Genomic DNA, 19,524 nt, shown 5'->3' on the forward strand with positions numbered 1-19,524 from the left:
CCCGAAGGCCGGGGCGCCCCGACGGTGCGAGCCGTCAGTCGCGCGGCTTCTCGCGCAGCTCGTACGCCTCGATGATGTCGCCTTCCTTGATGTCGGAGTAGGTGACGGTCATACCGCATTCGAAGCCCTCGCGGACCTCGGTCGCGTCGTCCTTCTCCCGGCGCAGCGAGGCGATGGTCATGGTCTCCACGACCACCACGTTGTCCCGCAGCAGGCGAGCCTTGGCGTTCCGCTTGACCGAGCCGGAGAGCACCATGCAGCCGGCGATATTGCCGAACTTCGAGGAGCGGAAGATCTGCCTGATCTCGGCGCGACCCAGCTCGACCTCCTCGTAGATCGGCTTGAGCAGGCCCTTGAGCGCCTTCTCGATCTCGTCGATCGCCTGGTAGATCACCGAGTAGTAGCGGATGTCGACGCCCTCGCGGTTGGCCAGCTCGGTGGCCTTGCCCTCCGCGCGGACGTTGAAGCCGATGATGATCGCGTTCGAGGCGGACGCCAGGTTGACGTTCGTCTCGGTGACGCCACCGACGCCGCGGTCGATGATCCGCAGCCGGACCTCGTCGCCGAGGTCGATCTGCAGCAGCGCCTCCTCCAGCGCCTCCACGGTGCCGGAGTTGTCGCCCTTGAGGATCAGGTTCAGCTCGCTGGTCTCCTTCAGCGCGGCATCCAGATCCTCCAGGCTGATCCGCTTGCGGCTGCGGGCCTGCAGCGCGTTGCGCTTGCGGGCATTGCGCCGGTCGGCGATCTGCCTGGCGATCCGGTCCTCGTCCACCACGAGCAGGTTGTCACCCGCGCCCGGCACCGAGGTGAAGCCGATGACCTGCACCGGCCGCGAGGGCAGTGCCGCGTCGACATCGTCGCCGTGCTCGTCCACCATGCGGCGGACGCGGCCGTAGGCGTCGCCCGCCACGATCGAGTCGCCGACCCTCAGCGTGCCGCGCTGGATCAGCACGGTGGCCACCGGGCCGCGGCCGCGGTCGAGGTGCGCCTCGATGGCGACACCCTGCGCGTCCTGCTCCGGGTTGGCCCGCAGGTCGAGCGCCGCGTCCGCGGTGAGCAGCACGGCCTCCAGCAGGGCGTCGATATTGGTGCCCTGCTTGGCGGAGATGTCGACGAACATGGTGTCGCCGCCGTACTCCTCGGCCACCAGGTTGTACTCGGTGAGCTGCTGCCGGATCTTCTCCGGGTTCGCGCCCTCCTTGTCGATCTTGTTCACCGCCACCACGATCGGCACGTCGGCCGCCTGGGCGTGGTTGATCGCCTCCACCGTCTGCGGCATGACGCCGTCGTCGGCCGCGACCACGAGGATCGCGATGTCGGTGGCCTTCGCGCCGCGGGCACGCATGGCGGTGAACGCCTCGTGGCCAGGGGTGTCGATGAAGGTGATCAGCCGGTCGGTGTCGTTCAGGTGCGTGAGCACCTGGTAGGCGCCGATGTGCTGGGTGATGCCGCCGGCTTCGCCCTCGCGGACGTTGGCCTTGCGGACCGTGTCGAGCAGGCGGGTCTTGCCGTGGTCGACGTGGCCCATGACGGTGACCACCGGCGGCCGCTGCTCGAGGTCGCCCTCGTCGCCCTCGTCCTCGCCGTAGGTGAGGTCGAAGCTCTCCAGCAGCTCGCGGTCCTCGTCCTCCGGGCTGACCACCTGGACGACGTAGTTCATCTCGCCGCCGAGCAGCTCCAGCGTCTCGTCGTTCACCGACTGGGTCGCGGTGACCATCTCGCCGAGGTTGAACAGCGCCTGCACCAGGGCGGCCGGGTTCGCGTCGATCTTCTCCGCGAAGTCCGAGAGCGAGGCGCCGCGGGCGAGCCGGATGGTCTCGCCGTTGCCGCGCGGCAGCCGCACGCCGCCGACGGCGGGCGCCTGCATCGAATCGTATTCCTGGCGCTTCTGCCGCTTCGACTTGCGACCGCGCCGGGGCGCGCCGCCGGGACGGCCGAAGGCACCCGCGGCACCGCCGCGGCCACCGGGGCCGCCGGGACGGCCACCGCCGCCACCGGGACGGCCGCGGAAACCGCCGCCACCACCGGCGGGAGCACCGGTACCGGCGGGAGCACCGCCACCGCCGCCACCGCGGTAACCACCGCCACCGCCACCGGGACGACCGCCGCCGCCCGGCGCGCCGCCGGGACGACCGCCGCCGGGACGACCGGCACCGCCCGCACCGCCGGGACGCGCCGCACGCTGCGGCATCGCACCCGGGTTCGGGCGCGGCGGCATCGAGCCGGGGCTCGGCCGCGGGCCACCCGGACGGGGGCCGCCCGGCCCGGCCGCGGCGGCCGGACGCGGCGCGCCACCCGGAGCCGGACCCGGCCGCGGCCCCGGACGGGGGCCGCCGGGACCCGGCGCCGGACGCGGCGCGGGCCGCTCCCGATCGGGCGCCGAGGAGAAGGGGTTGTTGCCGACGCGCGGCGGCTTCGGCCCCGGCTTGGGGCCGCCGGGGCGCGGGCCACCGGCCTGCGGGCCCGCGGGCCGCTGCTGCGGCTGGCCGGGACGCTGCTGCTGTTGCTGCGGCGGGCCGGGGCGCTGCTGCTGGCCGGGGCGCGGACCGCCGGGCGCGGGACGCGGACCGGTGGGCGCGGACGGCGCGGAGGCGGCGGCCGGGTTAGGCGCCGGGGCTGCCGGACGGGCCGGGCCGGGCTTCACGGCCGGGCCGGGACGCGGGGCGTCGGCCGGGCGCGGCGCCTGGACGCCGTCGCCGCGGGGTGCGGTGTCGGCGGTGCCGTTGCCCTGGGCGGGCGCCGGGGCGCCGGGGCGCTCGGAGCCGCGATCGGACGGGGTACGGGGGCCGGGGCGGGGGCCGCCGCCGGGAGTCGGACGCGCGCCGGGCCTTGCCGCGGAATCGCCACCGGAGCGGACTCCGGAATCGCCGCCGGGGCGCGGCCCGGACCTGGTGCCGTTCGACGACTTGCTCGAGAACGACTCACGCAGCCTGCGGGCGACGGGGGCTTCCACCGTCGACGACGCCGACTTCACGAACTCGCCCTGCTCCTTGAGCGTTGCGAGTAGTTGCTTGCTGGTGACACCGAGTTCCTTGGCCAACTCGTGCACGCGGGCCTTGCCTGCCACTGCTCTCCTCTACTGAGAGGTCGAGCAGCCCCACCGTTCCTGGGACGGCGGCCCGCACGACCTCGGATTATCTCCGATGGACGATCATCGTTGGTACTTCACGGTGTGCTCATGAGTGCTCGTGCCTGTTCTCGAGGTGATGCTCCAGGGCTGAGATATCCAGATGTCCGGACACTCGTAGTGCTCTGCCGAACGCTCGCCGCTTGTGCGCCGTGCTCAGACAAGACGAAACGGGGTGCAGCCAGGCACCCCTTCCGGGAAGTCTGCGCCGCGGATCCGGGACGACCGGGCGGGAACCGTCGCCGGCTTCCTCCGGTAGCACCACGATCCGCAACAGATCGGCGGCCAGCTCTCGCTTCCGGCATCCGATACACGTCCGGACCGGCCCCGCGAGCTGAACCTTCTTCCATGATACCGCTGCCGGGGCCGGAAGATCGAACCGCTCCCCCCCGATCGATTCGGTCAACTCCGGTTGGCCTCGCTGCGCACCCCGTCGCCGACCTCGGGAGCGGCATCGCTGCGGATGTCGATCCGCCACCCGGTGAGCCGGGCGGCGAGCCTGGCGTTCTGCCCTTCCTTGCCGATGGCCAGGGACAACTGGAAGTCCGGCACCACCACGCGGGCCGCGCGGGCGTCCGGGTCGACCACCGTGACCGAGACCACCTTGGAGGGCGAGAGTGCATTGCCGACGAAGGCCGCCGGGTCGTCGGCGTAGTCGATGATGTCGATCTTCTCGCCCGCCAGCTCGCTCATGACGTTGCGCACCCGCTGCCCCATCGGCCCGATGCAGGCGCCCTTGGCGTTCACCCCGGAGACGGTGCTGCGGACCGCGATCTTGGAGCGGTGTCCGGCCTCGCGGGCCACCGCGACGATCTCCACCGAGCCGTCCGCGATCTCCGGCACCTCCAGCGCGAAGAGGCGCCGCACCAGATTGGGGTGCGTGCGGGAGAGCGTGATTTGCGGGCCGCGCTGGCCGCGGGAGACCCCGACCACGTAGCACTTGATGCGGTCGCCGTGCTCGTAGTGCTCGCCTGGCACCTGCTCGGCGGGCGGGATCAACCCCTCGGTGCCGTTCACCTCGCTGCCGATCCGGACGACGATGGTGCCCCTGGCGTTGGCCCTGGCGTCGCGCTGCACCACGCCGCCGACGATGTCGCCCTCGTGCGTGGCGAACTCGCCGAAGGACTTCTCGTTCTCCGCGTCCCGCAGCCGCTGCAGCACCACCTGGCGGGCGGTGGTGGCGGCGATCCGGCCGAACCCCTCCGGGGTGTCGTCCCACTCGGAGAGGACATTGCCGTCGGCGTCCACCTCGCGCGCCATCACCCGGACCACGCCGGTCTTCTGGTTGATGTCGATGTAGGCGTCCGGCTGGTGCCCCTCGGTGTGCCGGTAGGCGGTGAGCAGCGCCGACTCGATCGCGGCGATCACCGTCTCGATGGAGATGCCCTTGTCGGTGACGATGGCGCGCAGGGCTTCGATCTCGATGTTCATTCCACGATCCCTTCGGTCTGCGGCTCGGTGGCACTGCTGGCGGACGACGGGTCGTCGTCGGGTAGCGGGGTCGCGCTCTCGGTGCGCGGGTCGGGGCGGCCCGCGGCGACGCCGCCCGCCAGCTCCAGCTCGGCCGCGCCGGGGGCGTTGAACTCCACCTGCACGACGGCCTCGGCGATCTCGGCCAGCGGAACGGTGACCCGGTGCGGGTTGCGCCTGCCGCCGAGCACCAGCGCGACCGAGTCCCCGCTGAGCGCGCCGATCCGCGCCTCGAAGCGGCTGCCGACCCCCGGCTCCGGGTGCGGCGCGCCGGGCCGCAGCGTGATCCGCGCCTTCCGGCCACGCGCGCGGCGCCAGTGCCGCTCCGCGTCCAGCGGGCGCTCCACGCCGGGGGTGGTGACCTCGAGCAGATAGGCGGCCTCGCCGAAGTCGCCCGCCTCGTCCAGCAGGCCGGAGAGGTCGGTACTCAGCTCCGCGACGGTGTCCAGGTCGGTGGCGGCGTCCCGATCGACCACGATGGTGACCTTCGCCTGCCCGCTGCGGCCGCCCGCGACCGTGACCCCCTCCAGATCGAAACCTCGGCGCTCGACGAGGCCGGCGACTAGCCGGCTCACCCTCTCCTCGGTCGGCAACGGCATGTGGGCGGCTCCTGGTTCAGTTGTCAGCGGGTCGGAAGTTCCTGTACCGAGGGTCTAGCGTAACGCGCCCCGAGAGTGTAGAGCGCAATCCGCTGGTCGGCGGGGTACCGCGGGCGGCGAGCCGGAGCGAACTCCGGGCATCCGGAACGCCGCGGAGCCGCCGCTCCGGGCGGGGCGGCGGCTCTGCTCGGATCGGTGGGGCTACAGCGCCGCTTCGATGGCGGCGGTGACCTCGGGGGCGTCCGGGGTGGTGCGCGGCCGGAACCGGCCGACGACCTTGCCCTCCCGGTCGACGAGGAACTTCTCGAAGTTCCACTGGATGTCGCCCGCGGCGCCTTCGGCGTCGGCGGTCTCGGTGAGCGCCCGGTACAGCTCGTGCCGCTCGTCGCCGTTCACGTCGGTCTTCTCCAGCAGCGGGAAGTCGACACCGTAGGTGGTGGAGCAGAACTCCTGGATCTCCTCGGCGCTGCCCGGCTCCTGCCCCATGAACTGGTTGCACGGAACGCCGATCACGGTGAAGCCGCGCGGGCCGTAGGACTTCTGCAGCTCCACCAGGGCGGAGTACTGCGGGGTCAGCCCACACCTGCTGGCGACGTTCACCACGAGGGCGGCGCGGTCACCGGCCAGCTCGGCCAGGGTGGTCTGCTCGCCCGCGAGGGTGCGCACCGGTACGTCTCGAATGCTCATTCGTCTCCGACCTGCCGTTCTCCGTAGTGCCCCGCCCGGGCGCCACGCTACCGGACCCGGTGGAACCGGTTCCGCGCGGACAACTTTCGCCGCCCGCGTTCCGATGCCTGGCCGGCCGCGCCGGTCTGGCACGATGGTCGCGTGCCGAACCGTCCTCCCGCGTCCCGACCCGTGGTCGACCGCCGTACCGCCCTGCGTGCCGGGGCGGGCGGAGCCGCGGGGCTGCTGCTGCTCGGCGCGGTCGCGGGCTGCGCGAGCGACCCGGTGCACGACCCGGACCGACTGGCCGGGCAGGAGGAGCGGGCCCGCGTCGACGCGGCCGCGGCCACCGCCATGGCGGCCACCGAACCCGCCCGCGCGCGGGCACTGGCGACGGTGGCGGCCGAGCGCACCGCGCACGCCGACGCGCTGCGCGCCGAGATCGCGAGGGTCATCGGCAGCTACGGCGACGGCAGCACCCCGGTGCACCGCACCCGCGCCGCGCTGCCCGCCGAGCCCACCGTCGACCCGATCACCGGCGCGACCGGCGGCAGCGCCGCGCCGCCGACGCTGCAGCAGCTGCGCGACCGGCTCACCCGTTCCCGGCGTTCGGCGGCCGACCTGGCGCGCACCCAGACCGGGTACCGCGCCGGGCTGCTCGCCTCGATCAGCGCGGCCTGCGCCGCGCACGCGGAGGTACTGCTCGCATGACACCGGACCAGGAGGCGCTGAGCACCGCGCTCGCGGCCGAGTACGGTGCCGTCTACGCCTACGGGATCATCGCCGCGTACGCCGCCGACGAGCGGTACACGGTCTTCGCCGAGCACGCCGCCGCGCACCGCGCCCGCCGGGACGCCACCGTCGACGCGCTCGCCGCGAGCGGGGTCACCCCGCCCGCGCCGAGCGCCGCCTACACCGCGCCGTTCCCGGTCACCGACCCGGTGGCGGCGGCGCGGCTCGCGGTCACCGTCGAGACCGACACCGCCGTGGCCTGGCGCTCGGTGGTCGAGAAGGGGACGACCCCCGAGCTGCGCGCCACCGGCGTGGAGGCGCTCACCGAGGCCGCGCTCCGCTTGGCCACCTGGCAGGGCATTCTCGGCGTCGAGCCGCCGACGACCGCCTTCCCCGGCACGGTCTGACGCGGCGGCCGCACCACGAGCCGAGGCAGCCGACGCCGCGCATGTCCCGGGACATCCGGCGCGGTCCGCCGCATCCCGTGGTGACCGATCGGGGCCGCGCCCGCAGGGCGCCGCCCGGCCGAGCGCAGAGGTTCGCAGGACTCGGCGCTGCGCAGCCCGTGCGCACCGGGGGCGCTGCCGCCCGCGTGCAGCGGCTGTCAGCCGCGCACGCGCGCGACGACGGCCGCCACGGCCTCGGCGGCCGGGATCTCCTCGGACTCCCCGCTGAACCGGTCGCGCAGCTCGACGACGCCCTGCGCCCAGCCGCGGCCGATGACCAGCACCAGCGGCATGCCGAGCAGCTCGGCGTCCTTGAACTTGACGCCGGGCGAGGCGGTGCGGTCGTCGAAGAGCACCTCGAGTCCGGCGGCATCCAGCCCGGCCACGACCTCCTCGGCCCCGTCCCGCGCGGCCCCGTCCTTGTTGGCGATCACCACGTGCACGTCGTACGGCGCGACGGCGGCAGGCCAGCGCAGCCCCTTCTCGTCGTGCTGCTGCTCGGCGATCACCGCGACCATGCGCGAGACGCCGACCCCGTACGACCCCATGACCAGCCGCACCGGCTTGCCGTTCTCCCCGAGCACGTCCACCTCGAACGCGTCGGTGTACTTGTAGCCGAGCTGGAAGATGTGCCCGATCTCGATGCCCCGCGCGGTGACCAGCGTGCCGCGCCCGTCCGGCGCGGGATCCCCGTCGCGCACCTCGGCCGCCTCGATGGTCCCGTCCGGCGTGAAGTCACGCCCGGCAACCAGCCCGACCACGTGCTTGCCCGGCGCGTCCGCCCCGGTGATCCAGCTGGTGCCGGTGCCGACCCGCGGGTCGACCAGGTACCGGATCCCGTTGCGCTGCAACCCGCGCGGCCCGATGTACCCCTTCACCAGGAACGGGTTCGCGGCGAAGTCGACCTCGTCGAGCAGCTCGAACTCGGCGGGCTCCAGTGCGGCGCCGAGCCGCTTGGCGTCCACCTCGCGGTCGCCGGGGACGCCGATGCCGACGATCTCGGTCTTCCCGTCCGGGTGCCGCAGCTTGACCATGACGTTCTTGAGCGTGTCGGCCGCGGTCACCGCGCCGATCCCCGCGTTGTTCGCCCACTCCACCAGCGCCGCGATGGTCGGGGTGTCCGGGGTGTCGTGCTCGACCGCCTCCGGCAGCCCCTCGGTCGGCAGCGGTGCGGGCGCGGGCGTCACCACGGCCTCGACGTTCGCCGCGTACCCCGACTCCGAGCGCACGTAGGTGTCCTCGCCGACCTCGCTCTCGGCCAGGAACTCCTCCGAGGCGCTGCCCCCCATCGCCCCCGAGGTGGCCGCCACGATGGCGTACTTCACCCCGAGCCGCTCGAAGATCCGCTGATACGCCTCGCGGTGCGCCGCGTAGCTGGCCTTCAGCCCCGCCTCGTCCAGGTCGAACGAGTACGAGTCCTTCATCACGAACTCGCGTCCGCGCAGGATGCCCGCGCGCGGCCGCTCCTCGTCCCGGTACTTGGTCTGGATCTGGTACAGCGTGACCGGCAGGTCCTTGTACGAGTTGTACTCACCCTTCACGGTGAGCGCGAAGAGCTCCTCGTGCGTCGGGCCGAGCAGGTAGTCCGCCCCCTTGCGGTCGCGCAGCCGGAAGAGCGCGTCGCCGTATTCCGTCCACCGCTTGGTCGCCTCGTAGGGCTCGCGCGGCAGCAGCGCGGGCAGCGAGATCTCCTGCGCGCCGATGGCATTCATCTCCTCGCGCACCACGTCCTCGACCCGGCGCAGCACCTTCAGCCCCAGCGGTAGCCACGAGTACACGCCCGGCGCGATCCGGCGGACGTAGCCCGCGCGCACGAGCAGTTTGTGGCTGGGCACCTCGGCATCGGCCGGGTCGTCGCGCAGGGTACGCAGGAAGAGGCGGGAGAGGCGGGTGATCACGGTTGGACAGGGTAGTCCGTGCTGGTCCGGCGCTGACCGGGGGTGCCGCCGGCCTCCACCCCCCCGTCCCCGGCGCCGACGGCGTACCCTCCATCCAGCGCGCCGATCAAGGCGTGCGACAGAACGATCCAGGGGAGCACGTGACCGATCCGACGCCGCAGGGACCGCCCACCGCCCCCTTCACCCGGCCGCTCCCCGCGCAGCTGCCCGCGGCCGCCCCCGACCCGGTCGCCGCCCCGACGCGGACCGCGTTCCCGGCCTGGGCGTGGGTCGTCCTGGCCGCGGTCGTCCTGCTCGCCGTCGCCGGCGGACTCGCCGCGGCTCTCTGACGGGCCGGCGGGCACTGCCCGTCCGCCACTCCGACCGCCCGCGGCGAGCCGAGGCGCCGCTCGGCGGGTCGGACGCCGATGTCCGACACCGGCAGGCGGCGCAGGCTCCTCATCCGGTGGTCGGCGGCGCGGGCATTTCCCCCTGAACTACCGTTGGCGCTCGTGCTGGTCCTGCTGCCTCCCTCCGAAACCAAGTCCGACGGCGGCCGCGGCGGCCCGCTCGACCTCGCCGCGCTCTCCCTGCCCGCCCTGAACCCGGTCCGGGCGCAGCTGCTGGACGCGGTGGAGAAGCTGGCCGCCGACCCGGCCGCGGCCGCCGCGGTGCTCGGGCTCGGCAAGTCGGCGGAGGCGGAGATCGCCCGCAACGCCGCGCTCCGCACCTCCCCCACCCGCCCCGCGCTGGAGCGCTACACCGGCGTGCTCTACGACGCCCTCGACGCCCGCTCCTTCACCCGCGCGCAGAAGGCCAAGGCGCTGCACCGGCTCGCCGTCGGCTCCGCGCTCTTCGGCGTGGTCAGGGCGGGCGACCCCATCCCCGCCTACCGCCTCTCCGGCGGCACCCGCCTGCCCGGGCTGCCCACCCTGCCCGCGCTCTGGAAGGACGCGCTCACCCCCGCGCTGCTCGCCGAGGCCGCGGGCGGGCTCGTGGTCGACCTGCGCTCCGGCAGCTACCAGGCGCTCGGCCCGGTGCCGGGTGCCGTCACCGCCACCGTGCTCACCGAGCAGCCGGACGGCAGCCGGACCGTGGTGAGCCACTTCAACAAGCACCACAAGGGGCTGCTCGCCCGCGCCCTCGTGCTCACCCGCGCCGACCCGTCGGATGTGCGCGGGGTCGGCCGGATCGCCGCCAAGGCCGGGCTGCGGGTCGAGATCGCCTCCCCCACCGAACTCCTCGTCCTCACCTGAAAAATCACTCGCGCGAGCGTCCGCCGCTCCCGTAGGGTCGTCTCCGCACCGGGGGGCGAAAGACGTTGTGTGGCAACGAATCGGGGAGGTGGACCATGACGAAGCTCAATCAGATCATCGCCGTCGAGAAGGGCGTGAAGAGCGGTTCGGCGCGCGAGCTGGCCGAGGCGCGGGCACTGCTGCAGAAGCAGGCGCTGCTCGCCGGTATCGCCCGCACGTACCAGCCGAAGGACGAGGAGGGCGAGCAGCTTCCGGCCGAGTCCACCCGCGTGCAGGTCACCTCCGAGGAGGTGCTGCGCCGCACCGCGGCCACGCTCACCCGGCTCTTCGACGTCACCGCGACCAAGGACTGGGCGAACTGCGCGGCCACCGCCGACGTCACCGTCGACGGCGAGGTGCTGCTGGCCCGGGTGCCGGTCTCCTACCTGCTCTTCCTGGAGAAGCAGCTGGCCGAGCTGCACCAGTTCGTCAAGGCGCTCCCGGTGCTCGACGCCGCCGAGTCCTGGTCCTTCGACGACTCCACCGACACCTGGCGCACCGACGCGGTGCGCACCATCCGCACGCGGAAGGTGCCGCGCAACCACGTCAAGGCGGAGGCGACGGAGAAGCACCCGGCGCAGGTCGAGGTGTACTACGAGGACATCGCGGTCGGCTACTGGACCACGGTGAAGTTCTCCGGCGCGCTGCCCGCGCGGCGGGTGAACGAGCTGGTGCAGCGGGTCGAGACGCTGCGCGAGGCGGTGCAGTTCGCACGCGAGGAGGCCAATGGCACCGAGGTGGCGGACCGCCGCACCGGTGACGCGGTCTTCCGCTACCTGTTCCGCTGACCCACGAACTCCCCCGTCGCGAGCGGGGGGATGCGCTCCCCGAGCGCGGCAAACTCACGCTGATCGATCAGCCTGAACTCATCAAGCTCAGACTCTCGCTCCAGCACGAGTATTCGTCGCCCTTGTTCCGGCCGCGCGGCCCGGACGCACGGCGGCGGGGTGCCGGTTCGAATCCGGTCCTCGGTGCTCTCCTACCGAGGTGGTCCAACGGAAGGGCACGTCGCAGTCACCATGATCCGGCCGCAGGGGTCGGCGCAGGCACGGGGCGACTCATTCCCGGGGCCCGGGAGCAGGCCAAGCTCCCGGGTCCCTCTCGCTTCACCGTTTGCCGGACCGAGCGCGAATTCTTCGATACTTCCGAAGAATCGGGGTCTGCTGATCGTCGGCGCGCCTCGTCCAAAAGCCCTGTGGCACAACGTTTCGGTGGAGCGCGCGCTACCTTGCTGTCCGTGAGCACGATGACCGACGCCGACTTTACCCTCGTCCTGGCCGCCCTCCGGGACGCGCACTACGCTGCCTTCCAGAAAAGCGATTTCGAGCAGGTGCTCGATCGGCTGGGATGGCGGGGACGCTCCGGCGGTGAGATCGAGATTCCTGGTACGGGACTCAGCTACATCGCCGACGAGATGACGCCGTACGACAATCCGCCGTCCGCCTATCTGTCGATCTCCGTCGGCCGCCTCGATTCCGTCGGCTTCCGTCGGTTCCTCGATCTCGCCACAGTGAACTGGGGCGCCCCGAGTTGGTTCTGTGGGCAGTACGATCTGGAAGTCGGGTGGATGGCCGGCGGAGAAAGAACAATTCCGAAACGCTGCCACCGCGACCGTGCTGTACCTGCAACACGTCGATCTCGTCGGCGCGGGGCTGTGCATGGGCGTCTCGGGCGATCCGCTCCCGCTGAGAGGCTTCTCTCTCGATCTCGCCCTCGAGCTCCGCGAATTCGAGTCGGAATCTCATTCCGAGTCGACCGAAAGCCGACCTCGCAGAGAGCCGCGACCGCCGCGGAGTTGAACTACGTGAGCCGATTGGCGAAGCGGTCGTCCGTGGCTCTCCCGCCGCCTCCCGAAGAGCCATTCACCCCTGCTGCGCTTCCTTCTCCGCATGCTGCGCCTCGGCGAGCTGCGCGGGCGTGTACCGCAGCGTCAGCGCGACGGCGCCGATGAGCAGGGCCAGGAGGGCGCAGCAGAAGAGGACCAGGGTGTAGCCGTTGCCGAGCGCTTCGATCTCGAGCTCGGTCATGTCGGCGGCGGGGACGCCGACGACGCCGCCGACGGCGAGGGTGCGGGAGGCGGCGATCGGGCTGAAGAGGCCGATGGCGATGGGGGTGGCGAGGTTCATGAACATCTGGCCGACGGCGGCGAGCGGGCCGATGTCGGAGGCGGGGACCCCGACGAGGACGCAGATGGGGGCCAGCACCATGGCGACGCCGACGCCGAAGCCGATCACGATGAGCAGTGGGAGCAGGACGGTGAAGTAGTCGACGTCGCCCTTCAGGGTGGAGGCGAAGGCGAGGCCGCAGGCGAGGACGGCGCTGGCGACCAGGAGCAGCCAGCGCGGGGCGACGAAGAGCGCGAGCTTGGAGGCCAGCGCGCCGCCGATGCCGATGCCGACGGTGAACGGAATGGCGGCGAGGCCGGCGGTGAGCGGGCTGTAGCCGAGCACGTTCTGCAGGAACTGGGCGACGAAGAACGTCATCGCGCCGAGCATGCCGCCCGCCAGGAAGATGAGCAGGAAGGTGGCGACCCGGTCGCGCCGGTCGAACAGCGACCAGGGCAGCAGCGGGGAATCGACGCGGCGCTCCAGCAGGACGAAGACGATCAGCAGCAGCAGCCCGCCGACCAGCGCCCCGATGATCCAGGGGCTGTCCCAGCCGAGCTGCGGCCCCTCGGTGGCGCCGAAGACGATGGCGGCGCAGGCGATGGTGCCGAGCAGCGCGCCGCGCACGTCCAGCGTGGTGCGCTGGTGCGCGGTGTCGGAGAGGGTGGCGATCGCGCCCGCGATGATGAGCGCGCCGATCGGCACGTTGATCAGGAAGATCCAGCGCCAGGAGACCTCGGTGAGCGCGCCGCCCACCACCAGGCCGCCGACCGAGCCGACGCCGACCATCGAGCCGAGGATCGCGACCGCCTGGTTGCGCGCCTTGCCGGGAGCAAAAGTGGTGGCGACCAGGGCGAACGCGGTCGGCGCCGCGATCGCCGCACCCGCGCCCTGGAGGGCGCGCGCGGCGAGCAGCATCCACTCGGCCTGCGCGAGGCCGCAGAGCAGCGAGGCGAAGGTGAAGACGGCGACGCCGCTGATCAGCATGCGCTTGCGGCCGAAGGAGTCACCCAGACGGCCGCCGAGCAGCATCAGCCCGGCGAAGGTCAGGCCGTAGGAGGTGACGGTCCAGGCGCTGCCCGCGCTGGAGAGCCCCATCTCCTCCTGCAGCCGCGGTAGCGCGAAGATGACGACCGTGCCGTCCAGCACCACCATGAGCTGCAGACCGCTCAGTACCAGGATGGCGAGGCCGAAGGCCCGCCCGGTCACCGGGTAGTGCGGGGACACCGCTGGATCGCTCAGCACCCGGCCACTGTAGGTCATCGCGTCACAGACACCGCGCGGCCCGGGGTCGGGCAGCGCACCGCGGAGCCCCGCCCGCCCGGGCCGCGGCACCCGGGTCTCCCTGCGCGGAAGGCCGTGGAACCGGGGGCAGGGCGGCGCTCACTCCGGGGCGGAGTCGAACCCCGCCGTCGGGCCGATGACGACAATCGCGGGGGGCCGGATCCCCTCCGCCTTGACTCGCTCGGCGACGGTGCCGAGGTCGGCGCGGAGCACCCGCTGGGTGCGCAGCGTGCCCTCCTGGATGACCGCGGCGGGGGTGTCCGCGGCGCGCCCGCCGGCCAGCAGCGCGGCGGCGAAGCGGTCCAGCCGCTCGACCGCCATCATGAGCACCAGCGTGCCGCGCAGCCTGGCCAGCGCGGGCCAGTCGACCAGCGAGTCCGGGTGGTCCGGCGCCACGTGGCCGCTCACCACGACGAACTCGTGGGTGACGCCGCGGTGCGTCACCGGGATGCCCGCGGCACCGGGGACCGAGATCGGGCTGGTGATGCCGGGCACCACCGTCACCGCGACCCCGGCCTCGACGCAGGCCTCCAGCTCCTCGTAGCCGCGGCCGAAGACGTACGGGTCGCCGCCCTTGAGCCGGACCACGAACTTGCCCGCCTTGGCGCCGTCGACCAGGGCTTGGTTGATCGCCTCCTGCGCCATGGAGCGGCCGTACGGGATCTTGGCGGCGTCGATCACCTCGACCTCGGGGCCGAGCTCGGCGAGCAGCTCCGGCGGGGCGAGCCGGTCCGCGACCACCAGGTCGGCCCTGGCGAGCAGCCTGCGGCCGCGCACGGTGATCAGGTCGGGGTCGCCGGGGCCGCCGCCGACCAGCGCCACACCGGGCACCACCGGGTCGGAGTCGTCGGTGACGACCCCGGACTGCAGCGCCTCCAGCAGCGCGCTGCGCACCGCGGCCGAGCGCCGGTGCGCGCCGCCCGCCAGCACGCCGAGGCTGAGCCCGTCGTAGCGGGCGGTGGCGGGGGTGACGGCGGTGCCGAGCCGCGCGACGTCCGCGCGCACGCAGAAGATCCGGCGCCGGGTGGCCTCGGCCACGATGGCGGCGTTGGTCTCCGGCTCGTCGGTGCAGGCGATGGCGTACCAGGCGCCGTCCAGGTCGCCGTCGGCGTAGTCGCGCAGCTCCAGGGTGAGCTGCCCGGCGCCCGCCATCCCCTCGACGGCCGGGGTGACCGCGCGGCTGACGACGTGCACCTCGGCCCCGGAGGCGATGAGCAGCCCCAGCCTGCGCTGGGCCACCGACCCGCCGCCGACCACGACGACGCGTCGCCCGTTCAGGTCGAGCCCGACGAGGTAGTTCGGGTCGCCTGCATCGGTAGGAGTATCGGACACGGGGAGCCAGCCTACGGAGCCGTGCGGAACCGACCGGTGGGCACCCCGGCGACGACATGTTCTATCGCTCCCCAGGACGGATAAGTTACGCAAAATTCGGATATCACTGTTGGACCTATGTCCTGATCAGTTCGGCTCTGTGTGATCTCCGGTTCATTCCGGTCACGAGCAATACGACAGTGCCGTGGACGGCCCCGTTCTCCGATAGTCTCCCCGGTATGGCTGCTGGTAACCGGCGCTCCACGCGAGCAGACGACCCACCGGAGGACCGGCCGGTGCGGCGCAGGCCCGCGGATCGCCGGGCACAGATCGCGAACGTCTCCGCGGAGGCGTTCGGCACGCACGGGTACCACGGGGTGAGTATGGAGGAGATCGCCACCCGGCTGGACATCACTTCCACCGCGCTGTATCGGCACTACCCGAGCAAGTACGCGCTCTTCCGGCAGGAGGCGCTGCGGCTCAGCGGGATCAGCGCGGAGGCGGTGCGGCTCCCGCCGGAGTCGGCGGAGTGGGACGCGGAGCGGCGCTGCGAGCACGTGTTCGAGGCGCTGCTCGCGGTCTCCATCACCAACCGGCGGCGCGGCGCGCTGCTCCGCTGGCAGCACCGCTACCTCGAGGAGGACGATCGGCGCATCCTGATCGCCCAGATGGCGGCGACCGATTCCGCCATTCGGGCCAGGATCGCGGAGCTGCGGCCCGCGCTGCCCGGCGCGGAGCGCGCGGTGCTCACCGCCGCGGTGATGAGCGTGATCGGCAGCATCTCCGACCACCGGGTCGCGGTGCCGACCCGGCCGCTCACCGCGCTGCTGGCCGGTGCCTGCCGGGACATCGCGGGCTGCGCGCTGCCCGCCGTGACCGGGGCCGAGGAGCGCACGCCGCCCCCGCCCGCGGCCACCTTCACGCACGAGGTGGTGCTGCAGAAGGCGGTGGAGCTCTTCCACGTCCGCGGCTACCCGGCCGTGAGCGTGGAGGACATCGCGGCCGCCGCCGGGCTGCCCGCCTCCTCCGCGGTCTACCGCTTCTACCGCAGCAAGGGCGACCTGCTCGCCGCCGCCTTCCGCCGCGCGGCGGACCGGGTCTCGGCGGCGATCGGGCCCGCCATCGCGGGCACCGAGGGGCCGGGGGCCGCGCTCACCGAGCTGATCGAGCTGTACGTGGCCGGGTCGTTCGCGGAGCGCGAGCTGACCTTCGTCTACTACGCCGAGATCGGCAACGTGCCCGCCGCCGACCGCACCACGCTGCGCAATATCCAGCGGCTCAATGTCGAGGAGTGGGCGAAGCTGGTGACCGCGGTGCGCTCGGGGCTGAGCGCGGCGCAGGCGCGGGTGCTGGTGCACGCGGCGCTGGCGCTGGTGGTCGACCTCGGGCAGTGGATGGGGCCAGATCACCCGGAGTGCACCAGGGCACGGGTGGTGCACCTGATGCGGGTGATCCTGCTCGGCTCGGCCGCCGAGGGTCAGGGCTGATTCGGCGCCAGCGGTGAGTTGACGTTGTTCACCAGCCAGCGGCCGTCGATCTTCTGCAGCCGCATGACCATGGAGAGCTGGCCGGGGGCAGGCTTGCCCTGGGTGCCGAGCGAGGTGATGGTCTGGCCGATCACCACGATGGCCTCGGCGGAGGTCTCGTCGGCGGTCTTGATCGCGCACTGCACGTCGTCGGCCTTGGAGATCACCTCGCCCTTGGAGAGCACGTCGCGCAGTTCGGTGCTGGTGTCTTCGAACTGCTCCTTCCAGTCGCCGGTGGCGCCGTCCAGGACGCCCTGGAAGTAGGCGTCCAGGTTCTTGGCGTCGTACTCGGCCAGGACCGGGGCGTAGGTGCAGGCGGCCTGCTGTGCCTCGGCCCTGGCGTCCTCCAGGGCGGTCTGGTTCTGGTTCTGGACGAACAGGGTGATCGAGGTGGCGATGGCGGCTACCGCTACCGCCGCGGTCGCGGCGAGGGCGAGCACCGGGCGGGAGATCTTCCGCCCGGAAGCCGGGGTTTCCGACGCGGACGACTCGCCTGCGGCCTCGGCAGGAGAAGATTTGGCGAGTTCGCCGCTCGCCGCGGCGGCTGCGCCTGCCGCAGGCATCGCGGCGGCGGACGCCTTGTCGCCGGTAGCGGGCTTCTCGCCCGCAGCCGGCTCCGCGGCGGCCGAGTCCCCAGCGGCAGCCGGCTCCGCGGCAACCGCCGGCTTCTCAGCGGCAGCCGACTTCTCGGCGGGAGCGGGTTCGGCGGCGGCCGACTCGGCTGCGGCAGCCGGCTTCGCGTCGGCGGCCGAGTCCCCGCCTCCGGCGGGGGCGGTGTCCTTGTCGGTCGGGTCGCTCATGAGCGGGAGGGTCCTATCTGCCGGGGATGGGTCGGGAGAGTTCGTCGCCGGTGACGCCGGGCGGCGGGCCGGAGCCGTTGTCCGGGACGTTGGGGCGCGGCGCGTTGGCCGATCCGCGCACCTGCAGCGCGGGGTTGTCGGTGACACAGTAGTTGTAGAGCCGCACCCTGGTGTCATCGGTGCTGAGCGTCGGCACCACAGGAATGGTGTTGTAGTCGCAGGTGGGCCGCGGCCACGGGTCGACGAGGGTGTGGAAGGCGCCGTCGTGCGCCGGGATCCCCAGCGCCTCACTGCCTTCGCGGAGCGCGGGGAAGAGCGCGGCGATGGCGGGCGCGCGCAGCTTGGCGGCCCTGGTGATGGCGACGAAGTTGGTCACCAGGTTGGTGATCGGGTCCTGGGTGTCCTCGATGAACCCGCCGAGCGTGGCGAGCTGCCCCGGCGCCAGGTCCAGGAAGTCCTTGACCTCCTGGTCGGCGGCGGTGAGCTGGCGGAAGAGCGCGCCCGCGCCGGTGGTCAGGGTGGTGAGGTCGGGCTGGGCGAGCGAGGTGGTGTCGGCGATCACCTGGAGATTGCGGATGAGCTGCTGGGTCTGCGGGAGCATGCCATCCAGCCCGGCCAGCGCCTGGCTGATCCCGGAGATCATGTTGCGCAGCCGGTCCGGGCCGCCGCGCAGCGCGCTGTCCAGCTCGTTCACGATGACCGTGAGCCGCTCCGGGTTCAGGCTGCCGATCAGCCCGCTCAGGTTCACCAGCAGCGACTGCACCGGCACCGGCGTCTCGGTCCGCGAGACGTCGACCAGCGCGCCGTCGGCCAGGTAGGGCCCGCCCTCGGTGTCCGGGCGGAAATCGAGGTACTGCTCGCCCGCGGCGGAGAGCCTGCCGACGGCGACGGTGCCGCCCACCGGAATCCGCACGCTGGACTGGATCTCGGCCACCGCGGCGATGCCGTCCCCCTCGACCCGGACCTCGGAGACCTTGCCGACCCGGCTGCCCCGGAAGGTGACGTCGTTGTTCGCCGCCAGCCCGCCGGAGTTGCGCAGCTGCACGGTGACCGCGTAGGTGCGGTCCGGGAGCAGGTCGAGCCGCATGATGGCGATCGCGAGGTAGCCGCCGCCGAAGATCAGCACCACCACCAGCCCCAGGTTGGCGATCGCGATCCGGTTGCGTACCAGCCAGTTCCACAGCGGGATGTTCATCGCGGACCCTCCAGCGGCGCGGGCGTGCCCTGCAGCTTGTTCATGACCCGCTCGAGCACCTGGGTCAGGCTGCCGATGAAGGCCGGGATGTCGGTGCCGTCCGGCAGCCTGCTGCCGGTGGGGTCGGTGAGCGCACCCACGCTGAGGTAGGAGACGGTCGCCGCGACCGCGAGCGTCGGCCCCTCGATGGAGGTCATCAGCGAGGGGTAGATGGTGTGCAGCCCCTCCAGCATCTGGTTCAGCTCGTCCCCGGTCTGGGTGAAGCCGGTCATCAGCCGCTGGATGCTGTCGAAGAGGCTGACGAAGTCCTGCCCGCTGGTCTGCGAGAAGTCGCCGAGCGCGGCCATGGTGACCGCGACCTTGTCGATCAGCCCGGTGATGTCCCGGTTGTTCTCGGCGACCAGGCCGAGCAGGTCCGGGAAGGTGTCCGCGGCCGCGCCGAGCTCGGCCTTGCGCGCGGCCAGCTCGCCGGTGAGCGCGTTGACGCCGTTGAGCAGCCCGTCGATGTCGGCGGTGCGGGCGTTCAGCGCCGCGATCACCGCGGTCATCTCGGTGATCAGGTGCGCCAGCTGCGGGGCCCGGCCGCCGAACATGGAGTTCATCTGCGCGGTGATCTCCGCGGCCTGGTTCAGCCCGCCGCCGTTGAGCAGCATGGCCACCGAGAGCATGAGCTCCTCCACCGAGGCGCCCGCCGCGGTGCGCTCCAGCGGGATGATGTCGCCCGCCTCGAGCAGCCCGGTGCCGGTGTCGGCCTCGGGCAGCGTCATGGCCACGTAGATGTCGCCGAGCGGGGTGCCCTGGCGCAGCTCCGCGGTGGTGCCGGCGGGCAGCTTGATGTCCTCGCGGATCTCCATCGTCACCTCGGCGATGAAGTTCGTGGTCTGGATCCCGCTGACCACGCCGATATCGGTGCCGCCGATCCGCACGTGCGCGCGGTTCGGCAGGTTCAGCGCGTCCTGGAAGGCGGCGCGGATGGTGTAGCCGGGGCCGCCGATGCCCGGCTCCGGCATGGGGACGTCGTCCACCGTGACGGAGCAGCCGGTGAGCGCGAAGCCGAGCACGGTGGCGCAGGCCGCGGCGCGGAGCATGGG

General features: G+C 72.6%; 17 protein-coding genes. 6 read left to right on the plus strand and 11 right to left on the minus strand.

Annotated features, from left to right (window positions below; all coding sequences use genetic code 11):
- Window positions 1–34: 34 nt before the first annotated feature.
- From infB to ACFUUZ_RS00960, 5 genes are all read right to left on the minus strand, one after another.
- A complete protein-coding gene (gene infB, locus ACFUUZ_RS00940; protein ID WP_378690901.1) occupies window positions 35–3,067 on the minus strand; it encodes a translation initiation factor IF-2 in 3,033 nt (1,010 codons plus the stop codon).
- A gap of 109 nt (window positions 3,068–3,176) precedes the next feature.
- Window positions 3,177–3,437 (minus strand): YlxR family protein, encoded by a 261-nt coding sequence (locus ACFUUZ_RS00945; RefSeq protein WP_378691493.1) that lies wholly within the window; start codon window positions 3,435–3,437, stop codon window positions 3,177–3,179.
- 92 nt (window positions 3,438–3,529) lie between these two features.
- Complete coding sequence (gene nusA, locus ACFUUZ_RS00950) at window positions 3,530–4,558, minus strand: transcription termination factor NusA (RefSeq protein WP_378690904.1); 1,029 nt, start codon at window positions 4,556–4,558, stop codon at window positions 3,530–3,532.
- A complete protein-coding gene (gene rimP, locus ACFUUZ_RS00955; RefSeq protein ID WP_378690907.1) occupies window positions 4,555–5,196 on the minus strand; it encodes a ribosome maturation factor RimP in 642 nt (213 codons plus the stop codon). The genes nusA and rimP overlap by 4 nt, the downstream gene beginning before the upstream one ends.
- 201 nt (window positions 5,197–5,397) lie before the next feature.
- The gene (locus tag ACFUUZ_RS00960; protein ID WP_378690910.1) at window positions 5,398–5,883 is read right to left on the minus strand and encodes a glutathione peroxidase; all 486 of its coding nucleotides are present in this window, start codon (window positions 5,881–5,883) and stop codon (window positions 5,398–5,400) included.
- 171 nt (window positions 5,884–6,054) lie between these two features.
- Between ACFUUZ_RS00960 and ACFUUZ_RS00965 the strand changes: the two genes are divergently transcribed.
- Window positions 6,055–6,573, plus strand: a complete 519-nt coding sequence (locus ACFUUZ_RS00965) for a hypothetical protein (protein WP_378690912.1) — start codon at window positions 6,055–6,057, stop codon at window positions 6,571–6,573.
- A complete protein-coding gene (locus ACFUUZ_RS00970) occupies window positions 6,570–7,001 on the plus strand; it encodes a DUF4439 domain-containing protein (protein ID WP_378690915.1) in 432 nt (143 codons plus the stop codon). Before ACFUUZ_RS00965 ends, ACFUUZ_RS00970 begins: the two co-directional genes overlap by 4 nt.
- A gap of 197 nt (window positions 7,002–7,198) precedes the next feature.
- On the opposite strand, the gene ACFUUZ_RS00975 is transcribed toward ACFUUZ_RS00970, so the two are convergent.
- Window positions 7,199–8,938, minus strand: a complete 1,740-nt coding sequence (locus tag ACFUUZ_RS00975; RefSeq protein WP_378690918.1) for a proline--tRNA ligase — start codon at window positions 8,936–8,938, stop codon at window positions 7,199–7,201.
- 140 nt (window positions 8,939–9,078) lie between these two features.
- Between ACFUUZ_RS00975 and ACFUUZ_RS00980 the strand changes: the two genes are divergently transcribed.
- The 3 genes from ACFUUZ_RS00980 to ACFUUZ_RS00990 all read left to right on the plus strand — a co-directional run bounded on the left by ACFUUZ_RS00980 (window position 9,079) and on the right by ACFUUZ_RS00990 (window position 11,000).
- Complete coding sequence (locus ACFUUZ_RS00980) at window positions 9,079–9,267, plus strand: hypothetical protein (RefSeq protein WP_378690921.1); 189 nt, start codon at window positions 9,079–9,081, stop codon at window positions 9,265–9,267.
- Window positions 9,268–9,429: 162 nt separating this feature from the next.
- The gene (yaaA, locus tag ACFUUZ_RS00985; RefSeq protein ID WP_378690924.1) at window positions 9,430–10,173 is read left to right on the plus strand and encodes a peroxide stress protein YaaA; all 744 of its coding nucleotides are present in this window, start codon (window positions 9,430–9,432) and stop codon (window positions 10,171–10,173) included.
- Window positions 10,174–10,268: 95 nt separating this feature from the next.
- The gene (locus tag ACFUUZ_RS00990) at window positions 10,269–11,000 is read left to right on the plus strand and encodes a hypothetical protein (RefSeq protein ID WP_378690926.1); all 732 of its coding nucleotides are present in this window, start codon (window positions 10,269–10,271) and stop codon (window positions 10,998–11,000) included.
- Window positions 11,001–12,074: 1,074 nt separating this feature from the next.
- On the opposite strand, the gene ACFUUZ_RS00995 is transcribed toward ACFUUZ_RS00990, so the two are convergent.
- On the minus strand, window positions 12,075–13,580 hold the full coding sequence (locus tag ACFUUZ_RS00995) for an MFS transporter (RefSeq protein WP_378690929.1): 1,506 nt from the start codon (window positions 13,578–13,580) through the stop codon (window positions 12,075–12,077).
- A 120-nt stretch (window positions 13,581–13,700) separates the two neighbouring features.
- Window positions 13,701–14,933 carry a uroporphyrinogen-III C-methyltransferase gene (cobA, locus tag ACFUUZ_RS01000; RefSeq protein WP_378690931.1) on the minus strand — a complete coding sequence of 411 codons (1,233 nt, stop codon included), beginning with the start codon at window positions 14,931–14,933 and terminating at the stop codon, window positions 13,701–13,703.
- Window positions 14,934–15,151: 218 nt separating this feature from the next.
- Between cobA and ACFUUZ_RS01005 the strand changes: the two genes are divergently transcribed.
- Window positions 15,152–16,399: a TetR/AcrR family transcriptional regulator gene (locus ACFUUZ_RS01005; RefSeq protein WP_378690934.1), complete on the plus strand. Its 1,248-nt coding sequence runs from the start codon at window positions 15,152–15,154 to the stop codon at window positions 16,397–16,399.
- Here ACFUUZ_RS01005 and ACFUUZ_RS01010 read toward each other — a convergent pair.
- The 3 genes from ACFUUZ_RS01010 to ACFUUZ_RS01020 are packed head-to-tail and all read right to left on the minus strand — an operon-like array spanning window position 16,390 to window position 19,521.
- Window positions 16,390–17,238 (minus strand): hypothetical protein, encoded by an 849-nt coding sequence (locus ACFUUZ_RS01010; protein WP_378690937.1) that lies wholly within the window; start codon window positions 17,236–17,238, stop codon window positions 16,390–16,392. The genes ACFUUZ_RS01005 and ACFUUZ_RS01010 overlap by 10 nt on opposite strands.
- A 13-nt stretch (window positions 17,239–17,251) precedes the next feature.
- Window positions 17,252–18,433, minus strand: coding sequence for an MCE family protein (locus ACFUUZ_RS01015; RefSeq protein ID WP_378690940.1), 1,182 nt, complete (start codon window positions 18,431–18,433; stop codon window positions 17,252–17,254).
- Complete coding sequence (locus ACFUUZ_RS01020) at window positions 18,430–19,521, minus strand: MCE family protein (protein ID WP_378690943.1); 1,092 nt, start codon at window positions 19,519–19,521, stop codon at window positions 18,430–18,432. Before ACFUUZ_RS01020 ends, ACFUUZ_RS01015 begins: the two co-directional genes overlap by 4 nt.
- Window positions 19,522–19,524: the final 3 nt, after the last annotated feature.

It is taken from the genome of Nocardia sp. NPDC057353, assembly GCF_042667085.1.
Classification (GTDB): Bacteria; Actinomycetota; Actinomycetes; order Mycobacteriales; family Mycobacteriaceae; genus Nocardia.

Coding starts and splice junctions, on each gene's coding strand:
- ACFUUZ_RS01020 (WP_378690943.1), bottom strand. CDS start 19,521: ATGCTCCGCGCCGCGGCCTGCGCCACCGTGCTCGGCTTCGCGCTCACC.
- rimP (WP_378690907.1), bottom strand. CDS start 5,196: ATGCCGTTGCCGACCGAGGAGAGGGTGAGCCGGCTAGTCGCCGGCCTC.
- ACFUUZ_RS00995 (WP_378690929.1), bottom strand. CDS start 13,580: ATGACCTACAGTGGCCGGGTGCTGAGCGATCCAGCGGTGTCCCCGCAC.
- ACFUUZ_RS01015 (WP_378690940.1), bottom strand. CDS start 18,433: ATGAACATCCCGCTGTGGAACTGGCTGGTACGCAACCGGATCGCGATC.
- ACFUUZ_RS01005 (WP_378690934.1), top strand. CDS start 15,152: ATGGCTGCTGGTAACCGGCGCTCCACGCGAGCAGACGACCCACCGGAG.
- nusA (WP_378690904.1), bottom strand. CDS start 4,558: ATGAACATCGAGATCGAAGCCCTGCGCGCCATCGTCACCGACAAGGGC.
- ACFUUZ_RS00990 (WP_378690926.1), top strand. CDS start 10,269: ATGACGAAGCTCAATCAGATCATCGCCGTCGAGAAGGGCGTGAAGAGC.
- ACFUUZ_RS01010 (WP_378690937.1), bottom strand. CDS start 17,238: ATGAGCGACCCGACCGACAAGGACACCGCCCCCGCCGGAGGCGGGGAC.
- ACFUUZ_RS00970 (WP_378690915.1), top strand. CDS start 6,570: ATGACACCGGACCAGGAGGCGCTGAGCACCGCGCTCGCGGCCGAGTAC.
- ACFUUZ_RS00960 (WP_378690910.1), bottom strand. CDS start 5,883: ATGAGCATTCGAGACGTACCGGTGCGCACCCTCGCGGGCGAGCAGACC.